Raw genomic sequence first — 21,362 nt, 5'->3', positions numbered from 1 at the left:
TGTTTATATCAGGTTGAAGATGGACTACGTTTTTCTGCACGTTTCGCCACTTTAGCCGAACGTTTCTCTTTCAGACTTTTGGCGGGAGATTTCTTGCCGGACTTATCTTTGTTATCTTTTTCGTTTGACATTGGGAGTGTTTTTTTATACTCCAAAGGTCTCTTTTTCTATAATAAAATTGTTACGAAATTCTTGCACATTATTATAATATTCACACCTTCAAAAGGCTAAATGCAGAGTGAAATTGCGTCTTAGGATTTAGCTTTGAATAACTTATATTGTTTATTTTAGGCTGTCCTTAGGGGTTTTTATCTTATTTTTTGTATCGTATTTGGCGTCCCGAAGTTTTTGTTTTTCGGTTTCTATTTTTAAGTCTTCTTTGGCTTTTTTCTTGAAGTATCCCTTTAGTAAAATACTGCTTTTGGCAGCATCAATGGTTTCGTTGAGTCCTTTGGTGCCGTTTTGAATATTCATCATGGTCGAGTCTAGCGTTTTTCCGAATTTCTCATCAATCATAAGTTTTGACAATGCACCTTTGCCGTTGTTCATATTAACTGCAAATTTGGCGAATTCGTCAGAACTGTTCTGTAGATTTATCAGTGTCATTTCTAAACTCTTGGAAAAATCCTCGTCTGAAATTAGCTTTGAAAGTGCACCATTGCTATTGTTGATTTTATAACTGAACTGGGCCAAGTTGTCAGATATGAGAGCCACATTATCCATGCTTTTTTTCATGCTCAACATGACATCCTCCATTTCTATGGCCGTTTTTGATCTCAAAATGTCATTGTCTTTTACAGACTTAAAAGTAAATGTGCCCGGAGAAATAACCAGTACTTTTTCACCCATAAGTCCGTCCGAACTGATTCCAACCTTTGCGTCGGTTTTTATAAATGGTTGTGCATTTTTCTGTATAACCAACTCCACCATTACCGAGGTATCAGATATCATTTCTATGGCGTCGACGGTGCCAATATTAATGCCTGAAAAACGAACGTTATTGCCTAGTTTTAAGCCGCTTACCGTTCTGAAGTGGGATTTTAGGTGAATTACCGAACCAAATAGGTTTTTTTGTTTGCCTACAAAATATATCGTGACTGCGAAAAAGAGAATTCCAGCAGTGACAAACACGCCTAGTTTCCATTTAAATCCTGAATCCTTCTTCATTTCTATTAATTTTTATTTCGGGTATTTCGGAATATTTTCTTTTTGGTTTTATATAAAAAATGATCTAACCCATTGATCTTCGCTTTGTTCTAAGTCTTGATAAGTACCTTCGGTGTACACCACACCGTCTCTTAATATCACGATTCGGTTGCTTGTAAACTTGGCACAGGCCATGTCGTGGGTGATGATGATGGAGGTGGTTTTGAATTTCATCTGGATGGATATGATCAACTCGCTGATCTCCCTAGAAGTGATGGTGTCCAGACCTGTGGTGGGTTCGTCGTATAGAAGTATTTCGGGTTTAAGGATGAGTGTTCTTGCCAATCCAACGCGTTTCCGCATGCCTCCTGATAGTTCTGAGGGCATTTTGTCTATGGCTTCTATCAATCCTACGCTTTCTAAAGTTTCCTCAATGGCTATGTTTATCTGTGTATCGGTGAATTCTGGTCTATGCCTTTGCAGGGGAAATGCCAGGTTTTCTCTAACAGACATGGAGTCGTATAAGGCACCATTTTGGAATAAAAAACCTATTCGTAGTCTGACCTGATTCAGCTCGTCTTCTGCAAGGTTTGTTAGTTCTGTGCCAAAGACCTTAATTTCGCCTTTGTCGGCTTCCACCAACCTCACCAAACACTTGATGGTGATGGATTTTCCCGAGCCAGATTTCCCCAAAACAACCAAGTTCTCTCCTTTATTGACATTGATATTGACACCTCTCAGAACGTCTTTATCTTTGCCAAAGGATTTGAAAAGACCTTTGATTTCTATTATTGGAGTTTGTTTTTTCACTGAAATGAGATTTTTCGTAACTAGTCAAATAAGGCCTTACAGTAACATGGTTGGGTTTTAAAAAAGGCTTTTGTTTGTAAAAAATAATTCTTCAGAAAATCAAATCTGTCAACTGAACAGCCAACATATCGATTATAAAAATGGCCAGTGATGCATAAACCACTGCTGAATTGGCTGCTTTTCCGACGCTTTCAGTGCCATTAGAGGCCGTAAAACCCATGTAACAGCCAATGGTGCCAATAAAAAAACCAAAGAAGAACGTCTTGATAGTTGCCGGAAAAATATCCACAAAACCTAGGGTTTCAAAAACTAGCGAATTGTATCTGATAATGTTCAGCTCGCTGTGGATGTTATAACCTACAAATCCACCAAATATGCCAATGCCATCAGCAAATACTACCAGCAGCGGAATCATGAGCGTGGCTGCGAGTATTCGGGTAACTACCAAATATTTGAATGGATTAATAGCCGAAACCTCCATAGCATCTATTTGTTCGGTCACTTTCATTGAACCCAGCTCTGCTCCGATCCCAGAGGCTACCTTACCCGCACAAATCAGTGCCGTTATCACGGGAGCAATTTCTCTAATCAAAGAGAGTGCAACCATACCTGGCAACCAGGACTCGGCCCCGAACTCTGCAAGTGTAGGTCTAGATTGCAGTGTTAGCACCAATCCCATTATAAATCCGGTTATGGCTACCAAGGGAAGTGATTTGTAACCAATTACATAACATTGTTTTATGAATTCCTTTAACTCCAAAGGTGGTTTGAAAAGCTCCTTGAAGAATCTAAAAATAAACAAAATAAATGCTCCGATACCGTCAAAAATATTTCTTATCTCGATTACCATATTTTTGCCTTTTTGGAAGGTTTTATAGATGAATACTAAAACAAAAAGTCTGCTATAAAACCATTTATAACAGACTCTTGCGGTATAGACTTTTCAGGTTTTATTTGATCGGAAAACTCACTCCTACGTTCAGACCGAAGGATTGGTTTTTGAAACTGGCGGTTGGTGATTCATTAACGTCGGCGAATCCTTGACTAAAGCCAGCGTCCAAATTTAACCATGTACGGTCTTGTATACGATAGTTAAATCCAACTCCAACCAATGCACCAACGTCCAATTTTTTATAAACAGGACCTCCGTTTGCTTCCGTAATTTTCACTCCTTCTTTGAGTGTGGCACCTAAAAGTGTACCGATGTACGGCCCGCCGAATATTTTAGGTCTGAATTTATCGCCAACCTCTCCAAAATAGTAAATGGCTGTAATAGGCATTTGTAAGTAATGCAGTCTGTTGATGTAGTCTACATTTTTGTAGTCAGTACCCAGCTGCGAATAAATAAATTTCGCTCCGATGCCTACGTGCTCGTTTACACTATAGTTTGCAAATGCCCCTAAGGCAACACCTGGCAAAAACTTGGTGTTTGTAGGTCCAGAGAAGGTAGAGAAGTTTACCCCAACAACCGGTCCAACAGACAAAGTTTGTGCTTTTAATATACCCACCTGAATGAATAATATAGAGACAATAATGAGTTTAATTTTTGACATTTTGATCGTATTTTTATTAAAAATGATTATGATACAAAGGTCAGGCAAATAGTGGTTCGCCTTGTTATAGAATACTTAAAAACACTTATATAATTCACACATTTAACCTTTGGGATACTTATAATTTGTCTTCAGGTTTTTCAATTTTTTCAACCAATTCGGCGTATTCTTTCTGTAATTCGTGTATTTCTATTTCTGTTTTTGACTCTACGTTTATCACCGAATTGCTCGCAGTTTCGGTAGATGCCACCAGTTCGTTTACCTTTAAATGAAGCGAACCCGAGAATCTGCTGAACTCTTTTTGAATTACAAAGAGACTCAAAAAAGTGATTCCGTGAATCAAGTCTCTTATGACCTCATTGGTATCGTGCTGGCTGTATTGACGGTTAAAAAACCAAAAAACCACCATTACTAAGGCCAGAAAAAAAGTAATTGAACTGCCTAAAACGGCGGTAATCAGGTAAGTTATTTTCTCAAAAAACTTCTCGACTTTTGTGTATGTACGTTTCATTATTGGGCTTAGATCAAATTCTTAATTTCTTTTTATTTTCAATGTAATCTTTAAGCAAGATTTTTAAAGATTCGTAGTATTCTGAAAGTGTACTCGCATTTATTTTTGGAGAAGAGACATTCGGGATCGTCACGGGCATTTCGGTTAGATACATAGATATTTCAGGATAATCTGCTTCAATCATTTGCGATAGTTTTAATATCTTGGCATTCATTTCGGCAACGGTTCTCATAATTTTTCTTTTTTGAAAATCAGTATGGGTATTTTGCTTTCTTCTACAAAATGCTTGGTAATGCTGCTATTGAATAAGTTACTAAAAATGTTTTTATCATAAACCGCCAGAGCCAATACGTCTGGTTTATGGGTTCGGGTATAAGTTTCTATTCCCTCCACTATTTCGTTGCGTTTTAAGTCCTTGAAGGTGATGTTGTTACCGTCAAATTCCTTGCTCAAGTCTGCCATAGTTTCGGCTGATTTTTGTTTGAGGTCTTTATCAAAATAATTCTGAATGTGTATGACTTTGCATGTTGCACCCAAGGGTACTGAGAAATCTAAGAGCGTTTTTGTGGCAGAAACCTCGTCTTCCTCCAGATCAGCCGCATAGATAAATAGCTGAGGAACAGTTAGCTGTGCGTTTGTAGGTACAACCCACACGGGGCATTTGGCGGCTTTAATGACACTTTCGGCATTGGAGCCCATCCATTTGTCAAATACATTGGAAACGCCCTTTGTTCCCATCACAATCATGTCGACATTCATCGCATTAGCCATTTCTAGGATTCCTTCGGTGACAAATCCATACACCAATTGGTGTTCTATCTGAACCTCTGGTAGCTCCGTGCTTAGAAAAACCTTCCCGCTGAAGATTTCTAAATTGTGCATAGAGTTCTTATGGAGTTGCTCCTCGAGCAAGGTGGTTTCATTGATCATATTTAGGTCCGTTCCGAGCGAAATGACATTGCTAAATACATTGACAATGATAAGTTTGGCATCGAAACGTCTGGCCAACATACCCGCATATTGGGCGGCATGCATCGAATTGTCGCTAAAATCAGTCGGAAAAAGAATAGTTTTCATGTTATTAGGGGTTTTGATTAAAATTGAATAATAGAGTTACACTGTTTCTATTGCTGAGTTTTCAACTTCCATTTTTAAGTCTTTGAAGCCAACATTGGTAACTTCTATTTCACAAGCAATATTGATGTCGTCGCCTATCATAATGCCACCAGCCTCTAAGTTGGAGTTCCAAACCAAGCCCCAGTCGGCCCTTTTTATTTTGCCTGTAACCGTAAAACCCGCTCTTTCATTTCCCCATGGGTCCTTCATAATTCCACCAAATTCCACATCGAATTTGACGTTTTGTTTGATACCAACTATGGTTAGTTCTCCCCATAATTCGTGTTTTTGATCCTCATTAATCTTACCGATTGTGCTAGAAACAAACGAAATTTGTTTGTGATTTACCACATCTAAGAAGTCCATAGCCTTGAGGTGTTCGTCACGATTATCGTCCCCAGTTGTTATGGAAGCCGCGTCTATCCAAACATCAATTTCAGCAGTGCTGAAGTCTGTGCCATAGGTGTAAATATTGGCATCAAATGTTTTGAATGAACCCTTCACATGGGCAATCATTAAGTGTCTGATTTTGAAGGTAATATCGCTGTGGGCTTGGTCGATGGACCATTTGGTCTGATTTGGCATGACATTTTCTTTATGATGGTGAATGAAATTTCATAACATAAAGGTCATGCGGAAAAGGAGTTTTTTTGTTACATAAAAATGGTAGAATGTTTCAATATTCACACCTTTTGGAAGTAGTAATGAATATTTTTTTTAAAGAATCTGGGTTAAAGAACTCAATGAATATATACTTTGCGTGCCTTGCCAGGCAGGCATTCTTTTTTTTTGAAAAAAAAGAATGCCTGCGGCCAACCGTCAAAAAAAACACTTTCTGTGCAATGATCCTCTGAAAAATTTCGCTTTTGGCATTCTTTTTTCTAGTGAAATTATTAGTAGCGAAATTTTACAACGGACTGCACAGAAAATATTTGGAACCATTAGTATTTATTTAGTAATCTCTAAAGCTTTGGTTTATAGTATTTTGAATAAATGTATTCCTTAATTATTTCAATATTAAGAGCCCTACTTTATACTGATTGATTATTAAAGGTTAAATTATTTGTTTTTTGCCTTTTTCTTGAAAAATCTTCTTAGTAGAAAATTGTGTTGTAAAGCCTCTAGGTCTTCATCGAGTTTTTTGCTGCCGGATTCTAGATTTTTTAGAGTGGTTTTCATGGCATCGGCGGTTTCGGAGTCATTGAGTAATACGCCCACCGCATTGTTTTTCTGACCTAATTTGTCACTGGCAGATTTGAGGTTTTCGGTGAACTTCGTTACTGATTTTGAGGCTTCATTGAGCTCTGCCAAAGTGGTTTTTAGACTTTTGTAAATGATGGTATCGCTGGCTATGTCGTTGATTGAGTTACCCGGTAGAACCAGTTTTTTTGAGAATCCTTCCAGATTAGCCAAAACCGCCTTGCTGCCTTCAGAAACTGTTTTGAGATTGATTAAAGTGGCTTGCAGATTATTGGTGGATGCTCTTAATTGATTCGATATGGCAGGGTCGTTCAGTAAGGTAGCTAAAGCACCTTCGCCAGTATCTATTTTTTTGCTGATGCTTTTAAAGTCTTTTGTTATCTCTAGGATATTCTTGTTGTTTTCTTGCAAAGTAGCTAGCATATCGTCGGTACTGAGGCCATTTTCTACCTTTAAGAAATCCCCTTTAACTACCTGTGGGACAGATTTATCCCCACCATAAATGATGACTATCTTGTTGCCTATCAAGCCGTCTGATCCTATTTTTGCCTTGGCGTTTTTGCGGATATAGGGCTCCGCTTCTTGTTCAATATTCATTGCCACCATTACTTTGGAATCTCCATAAAAACTGATTTTCTTGATGGTGCCAATTTTAACCCCAGATAGCCAAACATTGCCGCCTTTCAGTAGACCACCCACATTATCAAAAACGGCAAAAAGTGTAAAGGTTTTTACAAAGGTTTTCTTTTGATTGCCCAACGTAAAAACGGTTAGAACCAATATCACCAAACCCAATAAAATGAACATGCCAACTATCACCGGCCGGTTATTTTTCAATGCTTTCATTTTTCATTTATAAAATTGTATTCATAAAAAGATTGAGCTATTTCGTTTTCAGACTTGAAAACCTCCTCAAAACTTCCTGATTGTAAAAACTTACCGTTGACCAAAATTGCCACATTGTCAGCTGTGTTTTTGGCACAAGTGAGGTCGTGGGTAATGATGATTGAGCTGGTTTTATACTGTGTTTGTACTTTTTTGATTAGACTGTTGATTTCGCTGCTAGTGATAGGATCCAAACCTGCTGTGGGTTCGTCATACAGCATTATTTCGGGTTTTAGGATGAGCGTTCTGGCTATCCCTATTCTTTTTCTTTGACCGCCAGACAACTCTGAGGGCATTTGGCTTATAGTTTGTGGCAAACCTACTTGGTTTAAAACTTCCTCAATGGCATGTTGTATTTCGCTTTTGGAAAGGTCTGTTTTGTTCCGAATTAAAGGAAAAGCTAGATTTTCTCTGACCGTCATGCTGTCATATAAGGCACTGTTTTGGAAAGAAAAACCAATTTTAGACCTCAATGTCCTAAGTTCTTTTGTACTGATTTTATCTACTTCCAAACCCAAAACTTCCACAGTTCCTGCGTCGGGTTTCAGGAGGCCCGAAATGATTTTTATCAAAACAGATTTTCCACTTCCTGATTTGCCTAAAACTGCCAAATTTTCACCCAATTTGATATTTAGATTTACCCCGTCTAAGACCTTCAGGCTACCAAACGACTTTTTGAGGTTCTTTATGCTGATAACGGTTGGTTTTGAATCATTTTTTATCATAAATTTTATCGAATAGAATTTACAAATTGAACGATGATCATTTCTTCAATGAAAATCAGAAACATAGCTACCACAACCGCAGTATTGGCCGCTTTTCCGACACCTTGCGTTCCATTTTCGGCATAATATCCTTGATAACAGCCTGCTACACCAATCGTAAATCCATAACAAACGGCCTTGAAAATGGAGGAGTTAATATCTAAAAATGAAATGGTACTGAAGGCGTTTTTTATGAAGGCTGAAAAACTGGTTTGTTCGTTTTGGTGGATGTTCATAAATGATCCTAACATACCTACTAGGCCAGAATAAAGCACTAATACAGGCATCATGAATGTGGTAGCAATGACCCGAGTGACTACCAAATACTTGAAGGGATTGGTAGCCGAAACCTCCATGGCGTCTATTTGCTCGGTGACTTTCATGGAGCCCAGTTCTGCTCCGATGTTGGAACCTACTTTTCCGGCCGCTATTAGAGCCGTTACCAAGGGAGCCAAAGCTCTGATGATGGCTATAGAAATCAGAGAAGGCAACCATGAACTGGCTCCAAAAGTGGAAAGCGATGGGCGTGATTGTTTGGTAAAAACGATACCGATGATAAAACCCGTCAAAGAAACCAGTGGCAGGGATTTGAAACCGACATTAAAGCACTGATTGATAGTTTCTTTCCATTCAAAAGGTGCTGTGAAAGCTTCTTTGAAAAACAAACCTATGAACTTAAAAACATTATTGACAGCCAAAAAAATCGTGTCTAAGCTTCTCGAAAATAGATATTTTTTGCCATCACTATCTGTTTTGGTATTCATAGGTTGATTGGTCTAATTTAGATATCGTCTCAAAATCCAGGCAGTGGTTTCGTGATATTCAAGTATTCCGGTTAGGAAATCCGTAGTACCAGCGTCGCCGTTTTTGTCAGTAGTTTCTATATCTTTGCGGAGATTCACAATTATCGATTGATGGTCATTTACAAGCTCTACTAGCATTACTTTTTGGGCAGGATAAACGCCAGGGTTTTCTTTCAGTCTGGTGTTTTCTAAGAATTCTTTCATGGTGCCTATGGCTTTGCCACCAAGTTTTCCTATTCGCTCGGCCACGGTGTCTATGGTTTCTTCCAACTCTGTATATTGGGCTTGAAAAAGCTTGTGAAGTTCCATAAAACTTTCACCAAAAACATTCCAGTGAAAATTTCGGGTTTTGGTATAAAGCACTACCTCGTCGGATAGTAGGACGGACAATAGCTTAACACTTTTGTTTAAGCTTTCTTCTGATAGTCCAATAGATGGTTTCATATTATTGTTGTTTTTTTGAATTATTTCCAACGACCTGCCACCCAATGGCTGCTATTTTTATTGGTTTTCCAATATCCTTGTCGGTAGTTTCTGTTGGTTTTGGGCTTCGCCCAGTAACCGTTGCTTCTGATGTAATTTCTCTCTTGTCTGTTATAGACCCAGTTGTCATTTAGCCATACATAATTGTTCCCAGGACTTGGCGGCCGTAAAACCTCCGCAATAGTGGGTCTTTCTTTTACATAGTTTGTTCTACAGCTGGTCACTAAAAGTGCGAAAAATAGAATACCAAACAACACTTTAATATTTTTCATGATTCGTCTTTTGTTGTTTTAATGAGTCCGATGCCTGACACAAAGAACAGAATTCCGATCAGACCATAAGTCACGAGTGATTTGATGTTGCGGGTTCCTGTAGAAGTATTTACAAATAAATAGGCGGCATAGATAAGCCCAATAATACCTAAGAATGTAAGTAAGGCTCCGAAAATTCGTTTTAAATTCATAGTGTTTTTTATATTAATGGCTAGAGCTGAATAAAATGTCTTTTAAATAAAAGTTGCGTGACAAATGAGTAACGTAATGCTGCTAAAGGGCTTAAATAGTGATGATTGCGAAAACTTTGAGTAACCAAATGATTACTGCCACCACGACTATGAAATTTAGTATTTTCTTGATTTTGCCATCCATGGGCAAATAATTATTGACCAACCAAAGCAAAAATCCAACAACAATTACAACAATTAGAATATTTAAAATAGGCATGATAAAAGGGGTTTTATGATAGTTCAAAGGTAGGTGCTCCTTGCTCCTCGAGTGTTACAAAATTCCAAACTTGGCTTACATCATTCACACATTTTAACCCACACTTTTGTCAGCCTTTATGCACCAAAATAGTTCTTTTAGGAAGGCTTCGGTGAGGGGTTCGCTGATCTTTTTGTGCAGGCTGTTTCCTTCCTCGTCGTAGTTTTTTTCGACGTCTGGAACACAATATTGCTCCGTAATGGTCCAGGCTTTCATTTTCCAAAGCGAAAATTGGAACGATACCAATACCTGAGTGCCTGCAAATGGACCACCTGAAACCGTCACTATTCCGACCGGTTTGTGTCGCCATTCTTCATAAAGAACATCTATGGCGTTTTTTAAGCTGGCTGGATAGCCGCCATTGTACTCCGGCGTGACTACAATAATGGCATCAGACTTTTTTATTTTTTCGGCAAAATCCAGTAACTTTTTGGAGGGGCTTTTTTGTATTTTAAGCGTTTCGCTAAATATCGGAAAATCATAATCTTTCAGGTCCAAAATATTGGCATTGGCCAAGAAATTATCGTTGAGATATTTCATGAAATACAATGCCAATCTGTGGCTTTTTCTGTCAGGTCTGATGCTCGAGGAAATGATGGCTATATTGTGCATAGTTTTGAGGATATTTTTGTGATTTTGTTGTAAACCAATCGAATGGTGTTTTTAAAGGTGTATAGTTCATTGAGCGAGAAGGCTAAAATTGAGCGAGAAGGCTAAATTCAAAAGAAAAGCAAACACCTATTGTCAAGTATCTTTTCAAGATTGCTTTTTTTAAGTGTCTGCATTTTCAAATTAGTGTGTGTGGCTAGTAACTGCTATTTGAAACTTTCAAGATACATAATCATACTCAGAAATTACCTCCAACTGGTTATCTACTGACCAAACCCCTGGGGCACTCCAAGCCATACGTGAGGCTTCGTCCTTTTGATACCATGATGACACATCGCCTGAAAGCGTTACTCTGTGGTCCATTACTGCCACATCGATATTTTCGTCTTTCACCGACCAGTTTCGTTGGATAGCTGCCTCAATGTCATGTTGTTCTATCTTGTTTTCTACTTCCAATTTGATGGTAATGTTGTTGGTTACACCTTTAATGCCTGTCATGTTTTTGATAGAGTTTCTAGCTTCTTCTCTCTGGTAATTCCAGTTGGTTTCACCATCTAAGGTTATCCAGCCATTTTCTACTTTTACATGAATTTTGTCATTGGGCAGCTGCCAGTTCCATTTGTAGGCGTTTACTATTTCTTTGGCTATATCGTTATCATCGTGTTTGGCCCAATCGGTGTTGAATTTTACCTCAATTTTCTCTACCACAGCTTTTACGCCCATTATGTGTTTTACTGCGTCTTCTGCTTGTATTTTTTTTGCATAGTTGTCCACCGTGCCTGACAAGGTCACAATGCCATCCTGCACCACCACTCCAATCTCTGCTGCATGGAGTTTCGGTTCCCATTTAATGGCTTCCTGTACCTCTTTTTGAAGATCTTCGTTAGATTTCATTTTTTGTGTTTTTATGGTGAAAAAATTTCCACAGCGTAAAGGTGGGGATATTGATTGTGAGGTTGTTGTAAAATATGGGATTGGATTTGTATAATTCACACATTAGGAAAAGCTCAAATTCCTGATGGCCTTATCGGCTCTTTTTTGTGCAATGTTTTCTTTTGCTGCTAGCCATTTTGCACCCAAGGTTTTACCCATTAGTTTGTCAAACGGCATCAGGAGTGTGATGTTCATTAAGCCTCTTAGGTTGGTTTTAATCGAGGGCGATAACTTTCGGTAACTTACCGACATGCTGCCTTCTAGGTAAGTCATATAATGCCAGTAGCCACTGGGCATAAATATAGAATCGCCATGGTTAAGGGTACACTCATAGGTTTTTATGAATTTCAAGCCCGGGTATTTTACAAAATCCAGTTTATCGAGGTTGATGAGCGAGTAGGTGCAGTAGGGTAGGCAATAAAGCAAATTGGTGTATTCGGGTGCTACCAGTACGACTTTTTTCTTTCCGCCAAAGTGGGTGAGCAGCACGTTGGACATGTCAATGTCGTAGTGAATCCTGACCGTGGTGTTTTTGCCACCGAAAAACATCAGACCGAGGTTTTGGAGCATACCTTCAAAAATACTGGGACAAGGAAAATCACTGTTAAGTTGTGGTAGTTCTTTCGAAATCCGCATCCCGAAAATCCTCAGGTCAGTTGTCTCATCTTTTTGTATGATAGACAAATAATCTCCAAAATTCATTTTGAGGTCTGGCGAAGTAAAGGCTGATTTCGCACTTTTCTTGTTGGTATTATCAAAGACACTAACTTCTAAATCGCCTGCTTTCTCTTTGAAATATTTGATGTTCCACTGCTTGCCTGCTACTTTTTGGTCGGCCAGACCTTTTATAACCACAGGTTTTTGGGTTAAGAAATAATCCTCGTTGAATCGCTCAATGTCTTCAAAATCCAATACATCGATTTCTTGCTTCATTTCCATGTTGTTATTGTTTATAGTTTATGTGTACTATTACTTCATTACGTCTTTTAAAGAGCTGAAAGCGTGAGTTGTAGCCTACAAAATGGAAGTTGCCATAATGTCGAATATTAGCTTTTTTTAAGGCCAATACCATTGTTTTTGCATATTTTTTGATGTCGTTTTCAAATGCGAATCCGTCAAAACTGACTACTGCCAGATAGCTTTCATGTTGGTTAGAAGGCTGATTTTGGGCTCTTACATTCTGGCTGGAGTTTAGGTTTCTACTAACCATTAAGCTTGAGAATTTGGCAGAGTTAGTGTTATCCATCAAGCCAAATTGCTTCACATTTTTTATCCCGTTTTTGCTATATTCTTTAAATTTATGTGCTTGCGAATTGATTACCTCTAGAGCTATGGCGTTGTACTTCCTTATCTCGAAGTTTTTGTTGACATGTAACACTTTATAGGTACTTCTGTCTTCTATTCGGTTGCTCGTAACAGCCAAATAGAACTGAGAAATAAGAAAAAGAGCGATTATATTGACGATCAGAACGAATCGGATTTTCATAAATTTCTAACTTATATTTCAAGTCTATTTTATTAATACAAATTTGGTTTTGTTACTCCTTTAAACCATTACAGAATTTAGAAGGGTATTTTCAAGATTCACACATAATTTATTGATTTTGAATAAAATAAGACTATTCTTTGACCGATTTGGGATTAAAAGCAGATTCTGAAAGTCATAATTTATGATTGTCGATAGTTTGTGAGAAACTAAATGGCTAATATGGTTGGAAGCTGGTTTATTAGACTACCTTCGTTGTCTAACAGCATTTAGCCATGAAAGCAAATTCGCCACCTAATAGAAATGTACCCGAAGCACTCGAAGTGTTGCCAAAAAGTATTACTACTGGCACAAAAATCACAAAGGCAAAGAGAAAAAGCATTGTAAAGAAAGAGGTCGAAAGTTCGACTTTTACGATAGTGGCCATTGGGGCTTCGGCTGGTGGCTTAGAGGCTATCATTCAACTGCTTCAGAATCTCTCGCCGGATACAGGCATGGCTTATATAGTGGTGCAGCACCTCAGCCCTGACCATAAAAGCATGCTCTCTCCAATATTGTCGAAAGTAACCAACATGAAAGTGCAGGACATTGATGATATGGAGAAAATGAAGCCCAACAATGTGTATGTGATTCCGTCCAACAAAGGCATAGAAGTAACCGATGGCCACATAAAATTAATTCCTCGCTCAAAAACTGCCGCAGCCATTTCGATAGATGTTTTATTGGTCTCAAATTAAGTTAAAACTATGCAATTTATTGCATGTCACTTTAGTTTCTAAAAAATTTGTAACTTTATGTTATGGAATTTCAAAGAAGTGGCGGACATACAGTATCCCGATTGACTGCTCATATTGTATGGTCAACGAAGTATAGATATTCGGTTTTGGAAGGTGATATAAAGATACGTTGTCGAACTATCTTGATACAAATTTGTGAGGCAGAAGGTGTACAGATTTTGAAAGGTGTTGTATCGAAGAATCATATTCACATGCATGTAGAATACAGGCCATCGCAAGATTTGAGTACTTTAGTGAAGCTGTTAAAGGGGCGTTCATCAAGAAAATTGCAGATGGAATTTCCGGAGTTAAAGAAGAGATATTGGGGTCGTCACTTTTGGGCAATAGGATTTGGATGTTGGAGTACAGGCAATATAACAGATGAAATGGTAAACGAATATTTGGAACATCATAGAAATCCTGATTCTAATGACAATACAAATTTCATCGTTGAATAGGCAGACTTTCAGTCTGTACGAAAACTATGGACTTTTAGTCCATAGTGGTTTATTCGAATCTCTCGCTGAGACCCATAAAGAAAATGTGATTGGCATTGTTCTATCAGGTAGTGCCAACGACGGCACCAAAGGTCTGAAAGAAATAAAACTGGCCGGCGGGATAACCTTTGCACAAGATGAGTCTGCCAAATATCAAAGCATGCCTCAGTCTGCTATTAATGAAGGTATAGTAGATTTTGTGATGACACCGAAAGAAATAGCTGAGGAAATAAATTGGATAAGTAAGCATCCGCTCGTTAATAGAAGTCTGAAGAAAATAAATCCTGAAGATGAAATAGAAAATGAAAATCCAGATTTGGCCAAAATCCTGAACCTGATTTTGATTAAAAAAAACGTTGATTTTTTCCATTACAAAATGAATACCGTCAAACGTCGGATGTTGAGACGCATGATGATTCTAAAATTGGCGTCCATCCATATATATGCCGACTTTTTGATAGAGAATCCGATTGAAATAGACCTCCTTTATCAGGACTTATTGATCAACGTAACCGAGTTTTTCAGAGACCCAGAGACTTTTTTATTGTTAAAGAAGAGTATTCTGCCTCGAATTATAAAATCTAAAAAAGAAGGTGAAACCATCAGGATTTGGGTGGCAGCCTGTGCCTCAGGTGAGGAGGTTTACTCCATTGCTATTGCATTGCTTGAAATCCAGCAAAGCCAATCTGTTAATATTCCATTTCAGATTTTTGCTTCTGATCTTAGTGCAGAGGCCATCGGCTTGGCTCGTAATGGTGAATATACCGAGAGTCAGTTGAAAAACGTGTCTCCTAAACGACTGAGACAGTTTTTTACGAAGTCAAAGGATAAATACCGAATTGTGAAATCGCTTCGCGACGTATGTGTGTTTGCTCAGCACAACATTCTCAACGATCCTCCTTTTTCGAGAATGGACCTGATCAGCTGCCGAAATTTCATGATATATCTGGATACTTTCTATCAAAAAAAGTGTATTAACACCTTTCATTATGCACTCAATGATGGCGGATATCTGATTCTCGGTAAATCCGAGACCATAGGTTCTTCAGCCAAGTTGTTCTCGATAGTGAACAAAAAATGTAAATTTTACAGTCGCAAACAAAACTCGGGATTGGTGAAAAATGTAGATCTCACCACGCGTTTGCCGATTACGATCAACGCTGAGAAGAACAGAACTATCCTTCCAACAATAAAGAAAAACCTCAACAATCAGCCCAGTTCAAACCTCGGAAATACCTTTGATGCAGTGCTTTTGGCCCAATATGTGCCCGCCAGCGTAATCATAAACTACGAACTAGAGATTTTGCAATTCAAAGGACCAACTGGCACCTATCTTCAGAATTCTTCAGGAAAGGCCTCATTCAATATTCTAAAAATGGCCCATGAGGAAATAACTTTTGAACTAAGAAATGCCATTCACCACGCCATTAAAACCAAGCAGGTCATTAAGAAAACGGGAATAGAAATGCACCGTGGCTTGATTCCCAACATGGTCAGGATTGTCAATATAGAGGTAGCACCTTTCAAAATAGAAAACGAAGAGCCGCTTTTGATGGTGGTTTTTACAGAGCAGCAATTAGAGCTACCCGAGGCTATCCCGCATGGCACCAAAAACAATTCTTTGGCAAAAGACCGAAGAATTAAAAAACTTGAGGAAGAATTGACAGCCGCCAGAGCTGACATGGGTTCCATTATGCATGACCAAGAAGCGGCTAATGAAGAACTTCAAAGTGCCAACGAAGAAATAATATCGAGCAACGAAGAAGTCCAAAGCCTCAACGAAGAGCTGGAAACCTCAAAAGAAGAGATAGAGTCAACGAACGAAGAGCTCACCACCAGTAACCAAGAACTCAATGCCCGAATACTACAAATAGAGGAGTTATATACTTATTATGAGGGGATTATCTCCACGGTTCATGAGCCAGTGTTGATTCTCGATAGAAATATCAGGGTTAAGTCTGCCAATAGTTCTTTTTGCAAAATGTTTAAAGTAGCGGAGGATCATTTGTTGGGTGTTTCTATTTATAAAATTAACAATGCCGAATGGAATATACCTGCCCTAAGAGAACTTTTAGAGGATATTATTCCTAAGAACAACAGATTTCAGGACTTTGAAGTCGAACAGACTTTTGAACAAATAGGTCGTAAAACGCTCTTGCTCAATGCCCATAGAATCCAACAAAAAAGTCAGAATGAAGATTTGATTGTCTTAACTATCTCCGATATAACCGAGGTGAAGCGACTGGCTGTAGAACAGCAAATGCGACAGAAACTAGAACTAGAGGCTCAGCTGAATCTTGAAAAAGAAGCCCACCAGACCATAGAAAATAGCAACATTCGATACAACAGATTGTTGATGCAGTCGCCTTTTGCTTTTGCCATATTGCTGGGTGAAGACTCACGCATCTCTTTGGCCAACGACAGTATTAAGGATATTTGGGGAAAAGGAAGGGATATTGAAGGGAAGCTACTTTTGGATGTTATGCCCGAGCTACGGGAAAGTACAATTCCGGCCATTATTGAGGAGGTGATTAAAACCGGTAAGCCTTTTGAGGGTTACGAATATTTGGTTTCTATTCAAAGAAGTGGAAAGTTAGAAAATGTCTATTTCAACTTTGTGTACCAGCCTTATTATGAGATAAATGACGAGATTACAGGTGTGGTGGTAATTGCCCATGAAGTGACCACACAAATACACACCAAGGCGGAGCTGATAGACGCTAAAAACAATGCCGACGAAAAAACCAAAATCGCTGAGTCGGCGGTTAAGGCCAAGCAACAGTTTTTGGCCAACATGAGTCACGAAATACGTACCCCCATGAATGCCATTTTGGGCTTTACGAATGTGGTTTTGAAAACCGAACTGAACAACGCTCAAAGAGAGTACATAAACGCCATAAAAACCTCAGGGGATGCTTTGGTTATTTTGATAAATGACATACTGGATTTAGCCAAAATAGATGCAGGTAAAATGTCCTTTGAAGAAATAAAGTTTGACCTGGCCGTTACTTTAGATACTATGGTTCAACTGTTTGAACTAAAAATAAAAGAAAAAAATCTAGAGTTTATAAAGGATTATGACCCCGATATTCCAAATTTCCTTCTGGGGGATCCTATGCGATTGCGTCAAATAATACTTAATTTGATAAGCAATGCCGTGAAGTTTACAAGTCAGGGAAAGATTGTTTTTGGGGTAAAAAAACTAAATGAAACCGCAAATAAAGTAACCTTGGAGTTTAGTGTTACGGACACAGGCATTGGAATAGAACAGTGCAAGTTGCATCAAATTTTCAACAATTTTGAACAAGCCAGCAAAGAAACCACCAGTTCATTTGGCGGCACGGGTCTTGGTTTGGCTATTGTGAAACAGCTCGTCGAACTTCAAAATGGGCACATCACCATCAAAAGTGAGCTAGGAATTGGTTCTACTTTTGGTTTTGTTCTAGATTTTGAGATTCCGAGTCAGGATACGATAGGGGAGTTATCGAAAATAGAAGCATCTGTGACACCCATACCCAAAACGAATGAGCCGAAAAAAAGAATATTGGTAGTGGAGGATATGCCGCTCAACCAGTTTCTGATAAAAATCATTCTGATAGACTTTGATTTCGAGGTTGAAATTGCAAACAATGGTCTTCAAGCTATAGAAAAACTTGAAAATGAGGTATTTGATATAGTTTTGATGGACCTACAAATGCCCATTATGAACGGTTTTGAAGCTACCGAGCATATCAGACAAATAATGAAATCTGATATCCCCATAATAGCCCTGACGGCAGACGTAACCTCCGTAGATGTTGAAAAGTGTAAGACTTTGGGTATGAACGATTATATCTCAAAGCCCATAGACGAAAAATTACTTTTGAGCAAAATAAACGCTTGTTTCATGTAAGAGTACTTGATTGTCACTAAGCCATATTCACCAATTTCCAAATCCACTGAGCGGTTGTTTGGTCAGGTTGAGCCATTTGTGTAACCATCAGGTTTACAGCATTTTTACTCATTTTCCAATCAATGATAATGCTATGTTGGTGGTCGTCATAAATAAAAACTTTTTTGAAATGATATTGAATATTTACACCGGCCAAATGACAAATCTGCAGTGATTTTCGTAGTGCTTCTTGAATTATTTACTTCGCTATTTTTTCGGAGAAAGGTAGGTGACGAAACGAATATTTGCACAAAGAATCATAAATGGCATTTTCAAAATCGACTACAGCCTTTTGGTTTTGAATAGCAGTGTACCGCACAAGAATGTTTTGTTCCATTGGTTTTTTATTAAAAATTGGCTCTTTATTCAGGACTACTGTGTTCGGCACTCGCCTCATTTATAGACTTCTAATGATCTGATGCTTCCCAGTTTCTGTCATTTTTTGAAGTAATACTTTAGGGTTTATAGCTTTTTTATTTCGCCTTCTGCAACTTTTCAGTCTACGCCTAGAATTTTAAACTTGTCTTAATTTCCCATTATCGACTAAACTACCTCATTTTCAGAGGGTAATCCTTTTTCAAAATCCGAAAAGTTCTTCAAAGTTATTTTAACGATTTGCTCCAAGGCTTCTTCCGTGAAAAAGCCCAGGTGGGGCGTGATCAAAACATTGTGGAATGACATCAAACGCTCGATAACATCGTCTTGAATAAGACTTTCGGACAAATCTTTGAAAAACAAGCTTTCTTCCTCTTCGTACACATCAATTCCCAAATACCCCAATTTCCTCTTTTTTAAGGCTACCACAGCATGAGAAGTATTAATAATGGCTCCACGGCTGGTGTTGATGAGCATGGCTCCGGTTTTCATTTTGTCAAATGCCTTGCTATCAAAGAGATGTTTGGTTTCATGGGTGAGTGGACAATGCAAAGAAACGATGTCTGAGGCTGCCAAAACTTCATCAAAAGTGGTGTAATGAACTCCTTCTGCTTGTAATTCTTTGGATTCTAAAAGATCATTGGCCAATACTTTACAACCAAAGCCAAGCATAATCTTCGCAAAAGCTGTTCCGATTTTTCCTGTTCCGATGATACCAACCGTTTTGCCAAATAGGTTAAAACCCATCAGTTTTTCTACCGAGAAATTGCCCTCTCTTACTCTGTTATAAGCTTTGTGGGTTTTGCGATTGAGGGTGAGGATAAGTGCCACAGCGTGCTCGGCGATGGCTTGAGGCGAATAGGCTGGCACTCGAAGTATCTTTAGATTGTGTTTTTTTGCAGCTACAATATCCACGTTATTGAAGCCCGCACTTCGTAAATCTATTAGTTTGACGCCCAGACTAGCGAGTTTGGCAATCGTATTTTCGTCTAAGATATCACTCACAAAAACACAAACTGCTTCAAATCCTTTGGCTTGTTCTGCGGAGGCCAAATTTAGGGAGTTGTCGAAATAAACGAGGTGGTGGTTACCTTCGTGGTTAAACTTTTCGAGGTATGTTTTTTCGTATGGTTTAGTACTAAATACAGCTACTTTCATGGTGTTGTTATTTTACCTTTATGTCGCTAATTTTTAATGTTTTACAGTAGTTTGTGTAAAATATGGAATGAATTCAGATTTACTATTTTGGATTAAATGCAATTCTGACTTATTTTTTTTTATTCCTTGGGCTATCCAAAAATTGAGGTTAAAAGTAAGCTCAAAAAAAATAAACTGCCAAATGACAAGATGTACAGAAGTTTTTTGTCGCTGTGATTGGCGTCCAATGGGAAGTAGTAATTGGTTTCTAGTTCTTCTGAAGCCGAATTTTCAAAGATGTTTTCTTTATGCAACATTTGATTCCTTTGCCCACTCTCTAATTTACTCAGGTCAGATATTTCTATGAAATCTTTCTCAGAAGCTTTTTTTAGCCATATTTTCTGAAATTCTTTCAAAAAATCTTTAGCCTCAAGTTCTTGCTGAGTTTGGGAGATTTCAGCATCCATTTCTATGAGTTCTTCAGTATTGTTCATGTTTTTAGTGAAGGCTAAGTGTTTCGATTAAGACTTATGTGTCAAATATTATTTGATAGAGGATCGGATATTTTTTTTGGTTCTTATAAAAACTTATTTGGTAAAACTAAATTTATAATAGAAACAATATTCTTCCTAAAATCGTATTTTAAGGCTCTAAATATTAGCTAATTACCTCTTTTTTCATTCAGGACTAATATTTTAAACAGTTAGTTGTCGTGGTTATCACCACCTAGGCTGTAATAGTTATTTTCTTCGTCCTCAGAGCCTATGTTTTCTTGGTCGTTGTCGAGTTCTGAACCTGGAACATCAAGCTGGTCGCCCATGCGGTCTGGATTTAGTGCCTTTAATGGTTGATCTTTAATATCCTTTTTGTTGGCTACTTTCTTAGATTTTACAAAAATATCCTCGCCTTCAGGATACGGAATATATCCTGGCAATTCGATTTTCTTTTTGACTGGTTTTTCTGTGCTGTCTTTCATTGTTATGGTCGTTTAAATCAATAAATGTATTGCTTCGAAAAGTACTCTTTCACATAAGCATGTTGCTGGTTTTCAGTCATTTTGAAGGATTGCTGTACTTCTATTTTTATTTTGTCAAAGTGGTGGTCTTCTTTTAGCATATTTACCAATTCCATTTTGGCGGTGGTTGGTCCAAACAGTAATACGCCCTCATAATTCTTAATTACTTTGGCGATTTCTTTAAAGTATTCGGTCTTTAATTGTTTTTCTTTGGCGTGCATTCCGCTTTCGCCTTTGTTTATACTTTCTTCTTTTACTTCCTGTGTAAATCTCGATTTGATGGTATTTGTGACCATATCCTCGTTGGAATATTCCATAAGATTGGCCTCGGAGTGGTCCATCCAAATGCCCAATAGTGTTGCTTTTGTCATTGTTTTTAAGGTTTATATATTATTTACACTGTCCGAGTATCACCCAAATAATGATGAAAACGATGACCGTTCCGAAGCAACCGCCTCCTAATTTTTTGGCTCCATAGCCAGCTAGTAAGCCTTTAAATATATTGTTCATTTGTAGTGTTTTTTAGGATTAGAATATTCCAGAAGAAATCTCGCCTCTGGAATATTAAGTA

The 21,362-nt window shown here is 38.1% G+C and carries 28 protein-coding genes; 3 read left to right on the top strand and 25 right to left on the bottom strand.

Annotation, left to right across the window (positions count from 1 at the left end):
* Nucleotides 1-8: 8 nt before the first annotated feature.
* From EGI31_RS21465 to EGI31_RS21370, 20 genes are all read right to left on the bottom strand, one after another.
* Nucleotides 9-131: a hypothetical protein gene (locus EGI31_RS21465; protein WP_255039234.1), complete on the bottom strand. Its 123-nt coding sequence runs from the start codon at nucleotides 129-131 to the stop codon at nucleotides 9-11.
* A gap of 151 nt (nucleotides 132-282) precedes the next feature.
* A complete protein-coding gene (locus tag EGI31_RS21460; protein ID WP_255039233.1) occupies nucleotides 283-1,167 on the bottom strand; it encodes an MlaD family protein in 885 nt (294 codons plus the stop codon).
* 48 nt (nucleotides 1,168-1,215) lie between these two features.
* A complete protein-coding gene (locus tag EGI31_RS21455; RefSeq protein ID WP_255039232.1) occupies nucleotides 1,216-1,956 on the bottom strand; it encodes an ABC transporter ATP-binding protein in 741 nt (246 codons plus the stop codon).
* Between the two features lie 91 nt (nucleotides 1,957-2,047).
* Nucleotides 2,048-2,806, bottom strand: coding sequence for an MlaE family ABC transporter permease (locus tag EGI31_RS21450; protein WP_255039231.1), 759 nt, complete (start codon nucleotides 2,804-2,806; stop codon nucleotides 2,048-2,050).
* Nucleotides 2,807-2,906: 100 nt separating this feature from the next.
* Complete coding sequence (locus EGI31_RS21445) at nucleotides 2,907-3,509, bottom strand: porin family protein (RefSeq protein ID WP_255039230.1); 603 nt, start codon at nucleotides 3,507-3,509, stop codon at nucleotides 2,907-2,909.
* 118 nt (nucleotides 3,510-3,627) lie between these two features.
* Nucleotides 3,628-4,020: a low affinity iron permease family protein gene (locus tag EGI31_RS21440; protein ID WP_255039229.1), complete on the bottom strand. Its 393-nt coding sequence runs from the start codon at nucleotides 4,018-4,020 to the stop codon at nucleotides 3,628-3,630.
* Nucleotides 4,021-4,033: 13 nt separating this feature from the next.
* Nucleotides 4,034-4,252 carry a hypothetical protein gene (locus tag EGI31_RS21435; RefSeq protein WP_255039228.1) on the bottom strand — a complete coding sequence of 73 codons (219 nt, stop codon included), beginning with the start codon at nucleotides 4,250-4,252 and terminating at the stop codon, nucleotides 4,034-4,036.
* Complete coding sequence (locus EGI31_RS21430; RefSeq protein WP_255039227.1) at nucleotides 4,249-5,097, bottom strand: universal stress protein; 849 nt, start codon at nucleotides 5,095-5,097, stop codon at nucleotides 4,249-4,251. The genes EGI31_RS21435 and EGI31_RS21430 overlap by 4 nt, the downstream gene beginning before the upstream one ends.
* A gap of 36 nt (nucleotides 5,098-5,133) precedes the next feature.
* Nucleotides 5,134-5,721 (bottom strand): YceI family protein, encoded by a 588-nt coding sequence (locus EGI31_RS21425; RefSeq protein ID WP_255039226.1) that lies wholly within the window; start codon nucleotides 5,719-5,721, stop codon nucleotides 5,134-5,136.
* Nucleotides 5,722-6,195: 474 nt separating this feature from the next.
* A complete protein-coding gene (locus tag EGI31_RS21420) occupies nucleotides 6,196-7,182 on the bottom strand; it encodes an MlaD family protein (RefSeq protein WP_255039225.1) in 987 nt (328 codons plus the stop codon).
* Nucleotides 7,179-7,946, bottom strand: coding sequence for an ABC transporter ATP-binding protein (locus EGI31_RS21415; RefSeq protein WP_255039223.1), 768 nt, complete (start codon nucleotides 7,944-7,946; stop codon nucleotides 7,179-7,181). Before EGI31_RS21415 ends, EGI31_RS21420 begins: the two co-directional genes overlap by 4 nt.
* A gap of 5 nt (nucleotides 7,947-7,951) precedes the next feature.
* Nucleotides 7,952-8,749, bottom strand: coding sequence for an MlaE family ABC transporter permease (locus EGI31_RS21410; protein WP_255039221.1), 798 nt, complete (start codon nucleotides 8,747-8,749; stop codon nucleotides 7,952-7,954).
* A 12-nt stretch (nucleotides 8,750-8,761) separates the two neighbouring features.
* Entirely contained in the window at nucleotides 8,762-9,232 is a 471-nt protein-coding gene (locus EGI31_RS21405) for a Dps family protein (protein ID WP_255039220.1), read from the bottom strand.
* A 20-nt stretch (nucleotides 9,233-9,252) separates the two neighbouring features.
* Nucleotides 9,253-9,543, bottom strand: coding sequence for a hypothetical protein (locus tag EGI31_RS21400; protein ID WP_255039219.1), 291 nt, complete (start codon nucleotides 9,541-9,543; stop codon nucleotides 9,253-9,255).
* Complete coding sequence (locus EGI31_RS21395) at nucleotides 9,540-9,734, bottom strand: hypothetical protein (protein ID WP_255039218.1); 195 nt, start codon at nucleotides 9,732-9,734, stop codon at nucleotides 9,540-9,542. Before EGI31_RS21395 ends, EGI31_RS21400 begins: the two co-directional genes overlap by 4 nt.
* Before the next feature lie 91 nt (nucleotides 9,735-9,825).
* Nucleotides 9,826-9,993: a Thivi_2564 family membrane protein gene (locus EGI31_RS21390; RefSeq protein WP_255039217.1), complete on the bottom strand. Its 168-nt coding sequence runs from the start codon at nucleotides 9,991-9,993 to the stop codon at nucleotides 9,826-9,828.
* A 93-nt stretch (nucleotides 9,994-10,086) separates the two neighbouring features.
* The gene (locus EGI31_RS21385) at nucleotides 10,087-10,644 is read right to left on the bottom strand and encodes an NADPH-dependent FMN reductase (protein ID WP_255039216.1); all 558 of its coding nucleotides are present in this window, start codon (nucleotides 10,642-10,644) and stop codon (nucleotides 10,087-10,089) included.
* A 216-nt stretch (nucleotides 10,645-10,860) separates the two neighbouring features.
* A complete protein-coding gene (locus EGI31_RS21380) occupies nucleotides 10,861-11,535 on the bottom strand; it encodes a BON domain-containing protein (RefSeq protein WP_255039215.1) in 675 nt (224 codons plus the stop codon).
* Between the two features lie 102 nt (nucleotides 11,536-11,637).
* Nucleotides 11,638-12,507: a cupin-like domain-containing protein gene (locus tag EGI31_RS21375; RefSeq protein ID WP_255039213.1), complete on the bottom strand. Its 870-nt coding sequence runs from the start codon at nucleotides 12,505-12,507 to the stop codon at nucleotides 11,638-11,640.
* 10 nt (nucleotides 12,508-12,517) lie between these two features.
* Complete coding sequence (locus EGI31_RS21370) at nucleotides 12,518-13,060, bottom strand: heme-binding protein (protein WP_255039212.1); 543 nt, start codon at nucleotides 13,058-13,060, stop codon at nucleotides 12,518-12,520.
* A gap of 275 nt (nucleotides 13,061-13,335) precedes the next feature.
* Here EGI31_RS21370 and EGI31_RS21365 point away from each other — a divergent pair, with 275 nt between their 5' ends.
* From EGI31_RS21365 to EGI31_RS21355, 3 genes are all read left to right on the top strand, one after another.
* A complete protein-coding gene (locus tag EGI31_RS21365; protein ID WP_255039210.1) occupies nucleotides 13,336-13,797 on the top strand; it encodes a chemotaxis protein CheB in 462 nt (153 codons plus the stop codon).
* Nucleotides 13,798-13,859: 62 nt separating this feature from the next.
* Nucleotides 13,860-14,294, top strand: a complete 435-nt coding sequence (gene tnpA, locus EGI31_RS21360; protein WP_255039209.1) for an IS200/IS605 family transposase — start codon at nucleotides 13,860-13,862, stop codon at nucleotides 14,292-14,294.
* Entirely contained in the window at nucleotides 14,266-18,225 is a 3,960-nt protein-coding gene (locus EGI31_RS21355) for a CheR family methyltransferase (RefSeq protein WP_255039208.1), read from the top strand. The genes tnpA and EGI31_RS21355 overlap by 29 nt, the downstream gene beginning before the upstream one ends.
* A gap of 238 nt (nucleotides 18,226-18,463) precedes the next feature.
* On the opposite strand, the gene EGI31_RS21350 is transcribed toward EGI31_RS21355, so the two are convergent.
* The 5 genes from EGI31_RS21350 to EGI31_RS21330 all read right to left on the bottom strand — a co-directional run bounded on the left by EGI31_RS21350 (nucleotide 18,464) and on the right by EGI31_RS21330 (nucleotide 21,162).
* Nucleotides 18,464-18,601 carry a hypothetical protein gene (locus EGI31_RS21350; protein ID WP_255039207.1) on the bottom strand — a complete coding sequence of 46 codons (138 nt, stop codon included), beginning with the start codon at nucleotides 18,599-18,601 and terminating at the stop codon, nucleotides 18,464-18,466.
* A 206-nt stretch (nucleotides 18,602-18,807) separates the two neighbouring features.
* Nucleotides 18,808-19,797 (bottom strand): 2-hydroxyacid dehydrogenase, encoded by a 990-nt coding sequence (locus tag EGI31_RS21345; RefSeq protein WP_255039206.1) that lies wholly within the window; start codon nucleotides 19,795-19,797, stop codon nucleotides 18,808-18,810.
* Nucleotides 19,798-19,928: 131 nt separating this feature from the next.
* Nucleotides 19,929-20,270: a hypothetical protein gene (locus tag EGI31_RS21340; RefSeq protein WP_255039205.1), complete on the bottom strand. Its 342-nt coding sequence runs from the start codon at nucleotides 20,268-20,270 to the stop codon at nucleotides 19,929-19,931.
* Nucleotides 20,271-20,479: 209 nt separating this feature from the next.
* On the bottom strand, nucleotides 20,480-20,752 hold the full coding sequence (locus tag EGI31_RS21335; RefSeq protein ID WP_255039204.1) for a hypothetical protein: 273 nt from the start codon (nucleotides 20,750-20,752) through the stop codon (nucleotides 20,480-20,482).
* 17 nt (nucleotides 20,753-20,769) lie between these two features.
* Nucleotides 20,770-21,162 carry a hypothetical protein gene (locus EGI31_RS21330; protein ID WP_255039202.1) on the bottom strand — a complete coding sequence of 131 codons (393 nt, stop codon included), beginning with the start codon at nucleotides 21,160-21,162 and terminating at the stop codon, nucleotides 20,770-20,772.
* Nucleotides 21,163-21,362 lie beyond the last annotated feature (200 nt).

It is taken from the genome of Lacihabitans soyangensis (genome assembly GCF_024343775.1).
Classification (GTDB): Bacteria; Bacteroidota; Bacteroidia; order Cytophagales; family Spirosomataceae; genus Leadbetterella; species Leadbetterella soyangensis.
Note: the sequence above shows the minus strand (reverse complement) of the source record. Positions and strands in the feature narration are given on the sequence as shown.